General features: G+C 63.7%; 3 protein-coding genes and 1 pseudogene. All 4 read right to left on the minus strand.

What is annotated here, in order from left to right; all coding sequences use genetic code 11:
- Positions 1–519: DUF2341 domain-containing protein (locus K675_RS31605; protein WP_037007373.1), on the minus strand; the 519-nt coding region annotated here is incomplete at its 3' end.
- A gap of 25 nt (positions 520–544) precedes the next feature.
- Positions 545–2,161, minus strand: a complete 1,617-nt coding sequence (locus K675_RS0129230) for a ShlB/FhaC/HecB family hemolysin secretion/activation protein (protein ID WP_017907006.1) — start codon at positions 2,159–2,161, stop codon at positions 545–547.
- Between the two features lie 75 nt (positions 2,162–2,236).
- Complete coding sequence (locus tag K675_RS0129235; RefSeq protein WP_198291706.1) at positions 2,237–2,848, minus strand: transposase; 612 nt, start codon at positions 2,846–2,848, stop codon at positions 2,237–2,239.
- Between the two features lie 309 nt (positions 2,849–3,157).
- Positions 3,158–11,880: pseudogene (locus K675_RS31610) on the minus strand (filamentous haemagglutinin family protein); the annotation flags it as partial.

Raw genomic sequence — 11,880 nt, forward strand, 5'->3', positions numbered from 1 at the left:
ATCGATGCGGCTGCCGGTGGCGTTCTGCGCGTTGTTGGAGAAGGCCGTGGCATCCTTCGCCGGCGTCCCCGGCGCGCCATCGAAGTGGTAGACCGCGGTGTAGTTCGGCTCGAAGGCCAACTGACCATTGCTGGTGGCCGGGGCCTTCTGGTTGCCGTAGTACATCCAGATGTCCTGGCGCTGGCCCCCCTCGACCTTGGGCACATCGACCCAGATCAGCGCCATGCCCATCAGCGGGTCGAAGCTCTCGATCTGGTAGTTGAGCACGGTCTTGTCGTCGGCCGCGATGAAGCGCAGGTCCGAGCCGTCTTCCTTGACCCCGTCGAAGGTGAAGTTGCCGGTGTGCAGGCGCACCAGCAGGCTGGTGCGGCCCAGGGCCTCGTTGATGGCCGCGCCCTGGGGCGTGGTGTCGACGGTGATCTGCTTGCGGTAGTGCCAGTCGTCCTGCCACCAGGCCTGGGCGGTGGCCGGGAGCACGAAGCCCAGGCAGATCAACAGGGACACGATTAAGCGTGACATGCGGTGGTTCTCCGTCAGTAAAGGGTCAGAAAGTCGCCTGCACACTGAAGTGCAAACGTGAGTCGTATTTCTGGGTGTTCGGGCCGTCGAGCAGCGGGTAGCCCCAATCCAGGCTGCCGGACAGCCATTTGCTCAGGCTGGCGCGCGTGCCCAGGCCGACGCTGGCCAGGCTGTATTCGTCCTCCTGCTCGGGCAGGGCTTTTTCCAGGGTCAGCCGTGCGCCTTCGGCGAAGGCGTAGAAACGCCACTCCTTGACGTAGCTGCCGAGGAACTTGGCCAGGGATGGCGTGCGCAGTTCCTGGGAGAACAACATGCCGTTGTCGCCCGAGCGCTCGGCGGCCAGGTAGCCGCGTATCGAGGTGGCGCCACCGGCGGAGAATTGTTCGTTGGAAACCAGCGGGCCGGAGGCCAGTTGGAACGCCGCCTTGGACGCCGACTGCCAGTCGCTGGCGAAGGTGTAGGTGTAGTTCAGGTCGCCCTTGAGCACGGTGAAACTGGGGCTGGCGCGGTAGCGCTTGTAGTCGAACTCGTCGGAGTCGCTGCCATAGCCGAAGAAGCTGCGGGTCGCCGCCACCAGGTTCAGGCCCAGGCCGAGCTGGGAGCTTTCGGTATAGCGATAGCCGTTGTAGCCGAAGGTCAGCGGCGCGTACTTGAGCGGGATCTGGTCGCTGCTGCTGCCGAACTTCAGCTCTTCCTCGAAATCCTTGAAGTCCACGCCGATGGAGAACGAGTTGGCCCAGGTGCCACTGGAAGGCAGCGAGTAGATGCCCGAGACGCCATAGGAATGACCCTTGCCGAGCACGTTGCTGCCGCCGATGGTGGCGACGTTGCTGTCGGACTGGTAGCCGGAGAACTGCAAGGTCCAGCGCTCGCTCAGCGGTGCGCTGTAGGAGCCGGACCAGACCTTGGCGTTGCTCTGGTCCTCGGGAGCGGTGAAATAGGTCAGCGAAACGCTGTGCCCCAGTTGCCAGAGGTTGTCATAGCCCAGGGACGCGACCGCACGCAGTTTCTCGGTGTCGGCGCTGTAGTCGTTGTTCAGGCCGAGGCTGGCGTGCCAGGGATTCTGGTCCTCGACCTGCAAGTCGACGTCCATGGTGCCGGGCCGCTGGCCTTCGCGCACCAGCGGCATGACCTGGCGACCCGCGCCCTTGTTGAGCGCCGCCAGCTCGTTCTGGACCTTGGCGAAGTCCGGTACCTCGCCCTCTTTCAGGGCCGGCACCTCCTCGCGGATTTCCACCGGCGAATAGTGTCTGGCGCCCACCACGCGCACCCGGCCGACCTTGGTTTCGCTGATCTGCAGGAAGACGATGCCGCCCTCGACCTTTTGCTCGGGCAGTTCGACGAACACCGACTGGTACCCCTTGGCCTGGTAGACTTTCTGCAGGGCATCACGGGCGCCTTCGATATCGGTCAGGGCCTTCTGCGGACCGAGGAACGGATAGACCGCTTCCTCGATGTCCCGGGCCTGCAGCACGGTATTGCCGCGCACGACATATTCGTTGACGTCCACCAGACGGGCCACCGGTGCCTCCTCGGCAGCCAGTGGTCCGGCCAGCAGGGCCAGGACCAGGCCCGCACCGACCGGCCAGGCACGTCGTGCCCCTGCCGGTCGCGCCGTCTCTTTGAAGAACAGATGCTCCACACCGCCCCCTTGATTCAAGAAATGGCCCCGCGCTGCCGGGGCTTCATGGCCGGGGCTGGCGCCCCTGGCATTTGTTCAGTTGTTGGTGATCGCGACCGCCGGATGCCGTGCCAGCCAGGTATGCAGCAGGGCGAAGTTCAGGGAGAACTCCGGCATCTGCAGCAAGGCGCCGCAGAACAGTTCACCGACGATTTTCTGGATCAGCAGCACGGCCCGCGGGTTGTCCAGCAGCGTGGCGATGTCCTTGCTCAGGACGTTGAAGCTCCAGACCTTCTGGTTCAGGTCCAGGCCGACGAACCAGCGGAACAGCAGGTTGTAGTTGAGCTGCTCGTACAGCTGCTGTTCACCGGGCACCGAATACAGCAGCTGCAGCAGGAGGATGTGCATGACCGTCCGCGGGGCGATCAGCATCTTCGCCTCGGCAGCGGCTGCCAGCAGGACGTCGCGGTGCTCGTCGAGCAGGTCATCGATCCGCGGCCGCAGCAGCACCAGCGAATGGCCGGGCGGGATGTAGCTGGAGACCTCCTTCAGCGCGCCCTGCCAGTCTTCCTGGGACACGATCCAGACCCACGGCGCACCGTAGCGATAGACCGACACCGGCTTCTTGCGCGCCGCTTCGACGATCTTCGACAGGCGCTGGTCCAGCTCCTGCATGCCTACCTTCGAGTAGCGTTCCATAGTCCCCATAGCCTCCCCTCCAGCCTTCCCTGCAACCTTTGGAAACGGGGCCGAAGCCCCCTTGCCCGCTCTACATAACCAAGACAGGGCTGGCCTTGTGCTACCGAACTTTTGTCACAAAAGCTTCATTCCGCAGGAGGCATGGGGCGCAAAAGCGGTGATGAACCCGCTCCGAGACCCGCACGGCCCTTGTAGGAGCGGGCTTGCCCGCGAAGACGGCCTTGAGGTCGCCAAGAACTTCGCGCAGCGCCCGAAAAAACGGACCGCGCAAAAAAAAGGCGGCCATCAAGGCCGCCCGAGAGGAGGAACATCAAGCGTCTACAAGGTCAGGTTGCCCTGCTCCTCGTCGGTAAGGCGCAGCCTGGCCTGCTCGCTCAAGGGCCCAGCGCCCAGGACCTGGACCGGGCTGTTCGGGTTGTAGGCCGGCGTATGGCTGGCGCTTTCGCGATTCGGCGTCACCGGTTCGCTACCGAAACCCAGGACCTCGACGGTGAAGATCGACGGCCGGTCCTGCCGCGACGCGGCCTGCTGCTGCCGCGCCGCATCTTCGGCCGCCTGGGAGGCGGCAGCGCCGGCGGAGCTGGCGGAGGTCATGGCCCCGGTGTTGATCGCGGTGGTCATCGGCACACCCGAGGTCTTGCCCTGGGTCTGGATGTTCGCCGCGTTGACCACTTGCAAGGCCGCAATGTTGACGTTGCCCGAAACACGAATCCCCGCCTCGCCGGCATCGATGGTCCCCAGCGGCGCGATCAGGTCGATGTCGCCCGCAGCGATCTCCGGAATCGGATTGAGCGTCGCGATCCCGGCCCCGGTGCTCGGCACCGATGGCGACAGGGTGACATTGCCCCAGTTGTCGTAGACCCGCTTGGGCGGCGTGTAGACCACGGTGGTCTTCGAACCGCGCCCGGCGTTGATGTCGCCGGCCGCCGACCAGGCCATGATCGAACCGCCGAAGGTGGTCATGATCCGGCTCTGGCCCAGCAGGATGCTGTCCAGGGAGTACAGCTGGATATCGCCAGCCCCCTGGGTGATGACCCCGGCCGTGGCGGGCGGCGCAACACCTTCGATACCGAACAGCTGACCACCGCCCGGCGTGAGCATCTGGATATTGCCACCGAAGTCGGTGTGCACCCCGGCGCCACCGAACAGGGTGATATCGCCCTGGTAGGTGATCGGATTGCCCGCCACGTCGGTCTGCGGGAACAGCCGTGCAATGGCCTCGCGACCGCGGAGGTAGCTGCCCTGGCGCGGCCCGCCGGCCTGGTTGTACTCGCGCCCCGCCGCTTTCAGTTCGGCGAAGTAGACGTCGCGGGCGAAAATCCGTTGCTGCTCGGGAGACAGCGCCGCGTAATAGGCCCGTGCCTGTTCGGCATTGCCGCTGAAGCCGTAGCGTTCGGTCAGCCAGTCGATCAGTTCGGCCTCGTAGGTCTTGGCCACCTTGCCGCCGCTCAGCGACTGGCCGGCCTGTGCCAGGTTTTCCGGGTTCAGGTAGGTCTGGACGAAACGCAGGTAGTCCACCCCGTTCGCGCCGAAGCCGGCCTGCATCACGATACTCGCGCCCGAACGGCTGTCGCCGGGCACCACGGCACCGATGCTGGTGATGCTGGCCTTGTCTTCCATCAGGATATTGCGCCCGGCCGTCAACTCCAGGGTGCCGGGGCCGGCCACCGTGAAGTTGCTGTAGAGAATGTCGCGGCCGGCGGAAACGATGGAGACATCGTTCGGGTCGTTGTGCACGAACAGGTTGCCGGTGCTGGTGTATTTGTTCACATCACTCATACCGGAATCACTGCTGCCCAACGCGGTGCCGCTGCTGACGATATCGCGACCGGCCATCATCCAGACCGGACCGGCGCCTTCGTACCCGATCTGGCCGAGGCGTGGAGTACCCTCCTGGAAACTGATGATTCGGCCGCTGGTGACACCCAACAGGTCTCCGCTGAGCGCATAGAAGCGTGAAGGAAGGCCGTTTGCGGCAATGGCATCGGAGGCACTGCCCGGTCCGAAGACGAATAGCGGCAAGTTCGAGGACGATATCTTGGCGATATTGCCATCCACCGACAGATTGTTGCCGTCGGGGATCAGGGTTCCGAGGGAGTCATTGCTCACCCCCGCGAATGCCGGGCGCCAAGGCGTAGCCATCGTTTCAACCGCCGCACCGGAGCGAGTGACACTCAATCCACTGGCATAAATCGAATCGCCAGCCAAGAACTGCAGTTCGCCGTTCACCGACGGTGCCAGCAGCAAGGGGGCTTTGTACTCGAGGTCTTTCGACTCGCTGGTCGCAGCCTTGCCATAGTAGAGGCTGCCACCGGCCGCAGTCGCCCGCAGGACCGACGGATAGACGACTGCGGCATCGGTTGCCGTCCCATCAGTATATGGGGTGAGGTTGCCACCCGCCGAGAACAGGTCAATTGCCGTATGCCCGGTCCACAGGGTAAACCAGCTCTGCCCCATGCCATTGACGCCACCACGACTGAAAGGAGAGGAGTTCATCGGGGAGACCCTGCCGGGATCCTGCACATTCTGTACGACCAGATCACCCTGGGTCGAAAGGTTGAACGTGGCGTCACCGGGAACCAAGGTAATGCCACCGGCCGAAATAGCTCGGGTAGAACGTGTGATATCAAAGGCTCGAACCTCACCAGGCGCCTGGGAGGTCGACCTGATGCCGTAGATCTGCGCAACGGTACCCAGTGAACTCCCTTCCAGCTGGACGTGTCCACGCAGGTCGACCAGCATCCCATTCTGTTGCCCCGCGACAATACTGCTGGCAGGGTTCAGCGCCCCGCCCACCCGCAGATTCATATCGCCGCCACCGGTCATCTTCACGCTGCCATCAGCGGCGACCCGCCCGGTGCTGCCAACCACGAGAACCAGACCCTGACTACGTGGATTGACCGAGGTTGCGAACGCTGATCCGGACATCGGGGTCAATATCCCCGCATCGCCCGCCACCTGGACATCGACGTCCCCGCCACCCAAGGTGCCGAATCCGGTAAAACCTACCATCTGGTCGGCGCTGCTGCCGCCCAGGGCGGCCGTGTTGGTATAGGTACCGAAGTTGATCCACCAGGCGGTTGGCTGTACCTGCCCACCTGTATTGACGTCGCCATTGCCCTGGCGCCAGAGCCAGTTACCGACGTTGGCGGTGTTGTAGCCCAGGTCACCCGGGTTGGGCCGACCAAGACCGGTCGAAACACGGTCCATGATGTTGCCGGTGAGATCGCCCCCCACCTTGAGGGTCAGGTTACCGCCGAAATCCGGATACCAGGCACGGTAGACGCTGGCCGCGCTACCATTGACCAGCTCTTCGTAGCCACCAAAGGCGTCACCGAGAACCGTCCCGTTCGCGCCTCGCGCCCTGGCCTGGTTATAAGGATCATTAGCTGAGGTGGTGGTCGAGGAGTTACCGGCGGTATAGACGCCATAAAGCGAATCCATTTTCAGATTGCCGCCTGCCAGCAACGCCAGGTCTGCCGCACCGGTACGGATCACGCTGAAACGCTGACTACCGGCAACCAACTCGGACTGACCGACCGCCTTGCAGAATGTCGGGTTGTCCGTGCACAGTTCCGGGTAACCGATGGCATCGAAGTCAATGGGTTGTCCGGCCAGGCTGGTATCGCCAGCCCAGTTCAGCGAGCCCTCCTCGGTCCAGACATAGCTGGTGGCGGCCTTGCAGAACGTTGGGTTATCCGTGCACAGCTCCGGATAGCCAATGGCATCGAAATCGATGGGTTGCCCAACCAGGCTGGTATCGCCGGCCCAGTTCAACGAGCCTTCCTCGGTCCAGACATAGCCGCCGGCCTTGGCCTTGCCGAACATGCCATAGTGAGTGTCCGCCAGATGCAAGTCACCGTTGACCGGATGCGGCTGGACGATGCGGCTGTCGGCCGCCTCGGTATCGGCCCCTGCGACCAGGCGCAACGACCAGGATTGCGAACCTTCAGCCAGCATCGGTGCAACGGCCCAGATCTGCCCCTGACGCCCAGCGATCTCAGGACGCAGCTGTATCGATTCCACGCCAGTCAGAAGTTTCACATCGGTACCCGAAGGAATCAGGGCGCCACGGGAGAGCACCTGATTCCCGTTCAGGACAACGGTCTGCTTCGTACCGGCACCCCCAGGCAAGGGCACGCCCTTGGGCCAGGTCAGGCTCCGGAAGTTGGCCGCCGCAGGAAGAATGCTACCGGCATCCAGCTGTGTACCCGCCGCCAGAGTCTGGGACTGGCTCAGCAACGTACCGGCGGCGAACAGAATATTGCCTGATGCATCGCGTACCGCCGCCGCCAACACGGTTCCTGCGGGTAGCGACAGGGCCTGATCCAGTGTCGCCGATACTGGCAAGCGGATTCCTGATGCCAGTTGCAAGCCTTTTATCGGCAAGTCGTAGTTGAGCGTAACGCCGGCAGGGAAGGCCGTGCCATCAGCCAAGGTCACCCCTGGCCCCGGCACGACGGTATCCCCTCCGTTGATGTCGATGCCAGGCAGCAAGGTCCAGCCCTTGTCGTCCTGGGTCGCCGGCGGCGGCGCAAAACCATCGTTGATACTGCCGTAGATGTTCAGGTCGCCACCGGCCCGGAAGGTCAGGCTGCCGACTTCACCAGAACCGTAGACACCGGTCTTCTGTGTATTCGGGTTTGCACTGGCATAGCGATAACCCGACAGGTCGATATCGCCCTGCACCACCAGGTCGCCGTCCGGCGTCGCGCTGACGATCTCCACGCCGGGACGCAGATGGAAGGCATCGGCGTAGGTGGCGTTGTTCAGGCCCGCCAGCTTGCCCTGCATCAGGCTGGTATTGGCCAGGGCTGCATTGATGAACGCGGTGCTCTGCAGATGCTTGGCGTCCAGGTAGGCCTGGTCGATGATCTGGTACGGGCGACCGCTGGCCGCCGGATCTGTGCCGTAGGCCGCATCGTCATAGCGCCAGGTACCGTTGACGGCGATCGAGCGTGCGCCCTGGAGGGTCAGCGGACCGCTGGCATCGATGGCGATATCGCCGCCGGTGACGCCGCCCAGGCGAGGCGCGTTCAGCTCCAGGGTGCCGCGGGCGCGGCCATCGTTCTGTCCCGGCAGGCTGCCCAGGGCCACATCGGTGCCGTGGCGCAGGTCGATACGCGCCCCGCTGCCCAGGGTCAACTGACCATTACCCGAATTGAGCTCGACGATCGCCCGGTTCGGCGAGTCGATGATCTTGCCGTAGCTGTCGACCCGCAGGCGTGTGCCGTGGGCATCGAGCACCGCGCTGCCGTCGAGGGTCAGGCCGTTTTTCGCCGACAGACGAATGCTGCCGACCCGCTCGCCGCTCGCATCGATGGTGCCGCTCACCCGCAGGCTGCCGTTATCGATGGAGACGGTCACGTCACCGGCCTTGAGCCCATCACCAATGGTCAGGTCACCCTGCTTGAGCTGGAAGCTGCGCGAGCCCGTCACCTGTCCGTCGTTCAGACGCTGGTTGAGGGCAGCGAACTGCTCATCGAGCGTCCCGGTCGTACCCAGTCGTTGAGCCTGGATCTCGACACCCCCAGCCGTGTAAGGCATCAGGGTGCCGCCCGCGTCGTAATAGCCGCTGCTGGAGCCCAGGATGCGCCCCTGCAGGTCCACGATACCCGCCGAGGCATCCAGTGCCACCGCGCTCAAGTTCCCGGCCTGGTTGTACTTGGCCGACAGGTCGATACGCGAACCTGCCGCCTGGTGAATATTGCCCGTGCGGCTTTCCAGCTTGACGCTGCCACCCCAGCCGTACTTGGTCACATCGTTGAAGACGATGGCCCGCCCGGCCACGTCGATCAACGCGTCATCCGTCAACACCACATCGCCGGTCGCCCCCAGGCTGACCTTGCCGCTGGGCAGGACCACGGCGCTGGCCAGGCGGATGCTGCTGCCCTGCAGGGCCAACTCGGCGCCCTGCCCCTTCACCTCGCCAACGACGGCCCCCGACGACGAGACATCGATCGCACCACCGGCGGTGATGCGGTTCACTGAACCCGCCTCCCCGGTCATCAGTGGCGTCAGGATGTTCAGGTTGCCGCCGCTGTACTGGAAGCCCTTGCCCGCCTCGTAGGCCCCCTGGCTCTGGTAGACCGAAAGACTGCCCTTGTGGTTGGCGGTGATGCGCTCGCTGGCATTGAGATTGACGTTGGTGAAACCCAGTACCAGGCGGTCGAAGCTTTTCACGGTATTGGGCTGGGCGAAGTCGCCGTAACCGAACTCGATGCGTTCGGCGTTGATATCCAGGCGTCCGCTGCCGGTTCCCGCACCACCGGCGATCACCGAACCGGCCGGTTTGTCCGAACCCTGCCAAATCAGGTTGGCGGTATGAATGGTCGCCACATCTGCGGCGCCACCCGCACCATAGATGGCCGGAGTGGACAGCATCAGATTGCTCAGGCGCGACTTGCCGGTCTGTGCGTCATAGGTATCGAGCGTCGTGGTGCCGTAGAAGTTGAACGCATCACGGGCCGACAACTGCAAGGTTTCCAGGGCTGGAGCGCCATATTGGCTATCGCCCTTGAGCAAACGATCGAGCACAGCCTGGTTGAGTGTCAGGCCGGAAGGCAGCCGGCCGCCGGTTGCCGCCCCCAGCAGGGCCTCGGGGCTGCCCACGTTGATATTGTTCAAGGCGAGTGTCAGGTGACGAGTCCCATAGCGAACCTGGTCATCCAACTGGAAGTCGCCACTGGTTGTCGCAACGATACTACCTTGCGAATAGAGTTCAGTATGCCCCGAGCAGGGTGCGCTGGTACATTTGCCAATCAGGATACCGCCACCTTGGGTATCTTCGAGTAACTGAACATTCAGCAACCCGTTGGACACTGCCAGCATGTTGGCAACGCTGTAGATGAAGCCGTCCCGCGCATCATAGGCTGCATTACCGTGCCTCAGGGCATTGATCGAGGCACCTTGCTCCAGAACGATGTCCCCGGTGCTGCTCACCAGGAATACTTCAGGCGCGGACAAGGTGGCACCGTCACGCAAGACAATGCTTCTTGAGGTGCCTGACATGGTAATGATATTGCCGCCCTGGCCGTAGAGGACCGTCGCGAGGCCGCCTATGGTCAGGCGAGAAGCCCCCAGGGAGTTCAGACTCTGCGCATCAAGGGTCACCCCATCGAATTGGGGCGTGGCCTGTTGCCCGGCACCAATGATTTCAATCTGCGCGCCACCGTTGCCCAGTACCGCAACCGAGCCACCAACACCACCGGACGCCGCCTCGAACTTACCGATACCCTCGAAGGAGAAGGCATTCTCAGCGCCACCCTTGAGCAGATCCAGTTTGAGTGTCTTGGCATCAGCCGCCAGCATGGCCCGGGGTACACCCAGCCGTGCGGCATCCGCCAGTGCGAATTGGGCGTAGCTGGTCTCGTTGTACTGTGAATATCGACGCAGAACGTCGCCAGAGGTCAGGATGATCTGGCTGGCGACCGCATTGTTGATGCCGGTGTTTGCGATCGACAGTCGACCCGAAGTCGCCCATGAGCCGTTGTTCAGCAACTGGGTGATGCCTGTCGACCCGCCGCTGGCCAAACCATTGAGTTCGACACGGAATGCGCCTGGCAACAGGGCATAAGTCGAAGGCATCAGGGTATAGGTACCCGCCGCCAAGCCAGGGACGCCCGTGCCGATGGTGATCTGCTGCCCCAGCACCGGATCGACCCCCCCCCCTCGGGAGCAATGGGAGCATATCCCGGCTGCACGCCCGGAACGATGGCATAGATGGGGTTGGTCGCCAGGCCCGGCAGGGTGAACGTACCGTCCGCACCGATTTGCACCAACGGGTTGAAGCGGGCATCGGTGGAGCCGCCGCGGCCAGAGATGAAACCGGCACCCAGCAGGTCGCCTCCACCGGAAAGGTCCAGCGTTGCGTCAGGCAGTACCGCAACGGACTGGCCGCCCAGGGAGACACCGACCTGCAACCCGGCGTTGTTCGTCGGTGTTCCGCCCTGCCCCAGGAACACCACTTCCTTGCCGGCGTAACGGTAGGTCTGACCATCGAAGGTGCCACCGTAGGGTAGAACCAGACCCTTGCCGCTGACCGAAGTCAGGCTGCCCGGCATCAGCTTGACGCTGGCGGTACGGCCGATGAGGCTGTCTGGAGCCGAAGTGCCAATCTCGAGCAACCCCAAAGGCGCGCGGACCACCCCGCCCTGCACGATGTTCGCTGCCGTCAGTTGCAGATAACCGAAGGCCGAATAGGGAATGGCCGGCGCTGCGTCGCAAGTCCTGGCAATGGTCAGGGTGCGAGCGGGGTCGAACAGCATCCCATTGCTGTCCTGACCCCAGCCATGGCCGGCCACGACTCGTGCACCAACGCCAGTACCGGGATAGATCTGCGCTGCGCGAAGCGTCATGTCGCCCTGCGTCAGCAACTGTGTATTGATACGTCTGACGATCGCATCCTCCACGGTACCGGCCAGGAAGCGCAGATCACCTTGACTGTTCAGGTCAACCCGGTCAAAACCTCGACGCTCGAAGTCGGCCAGCGCCCCATTTGCCTGGCGAATACTGGTTTTGGTACCGAAGACCACGCTGCCGCGCACATCAAGCATCGACGAGTTCGTGGTGAAGATCGCCTGGGTCGCGCGCTGGGAGGGGTTACCCTTGGCAGGCAGTATGGGGCTGGTGTACAGGTCGCGCGAGTCGGGCTTGGCCAGCAGGCCGCCCAGCAAGAGATAGGGAGCCGACAGGTTCACATGCGAGCGATCGGCGGCCCCTTCGGTCATCGCCAGGGCCCCGCTATACAGCCGCAGGCTCTGCCCCATGTTCAACGAGACGTCACCGTCGAAACTGATCAGGCCGTTACTGAGCAGCGCCAGATTGTCGAAACCACCGGCTCCGACCTGGTCCACACCCAGTGCACCGTGGCCATAGGACAACGAGCCGGCAGCGTCCTCGGGCGTATCCGCCAGGACAACGGACTGCCGGGTCTGGCCGACTACCAGGTCGCGAACCGGCAGCACCCGGTCGGTGACCGAACTCTTGAGGTAGCCGGGCGTTTCCAGAGCCACCGACAGGCTACCGCCCGCCGCACCGGC

This window comes from Pseudomonas fuscovaginae SE-1 (genome assembly GCF_000364705.1).
GTDB classification, from domain to species: Bacteria; Pseudomonadota; Gammaproteobacteria; order Pseudomonadales; family Pseudomonadaceae; genus Aquipseudomonas; species Aquipseudomonas fuscovaginae_A.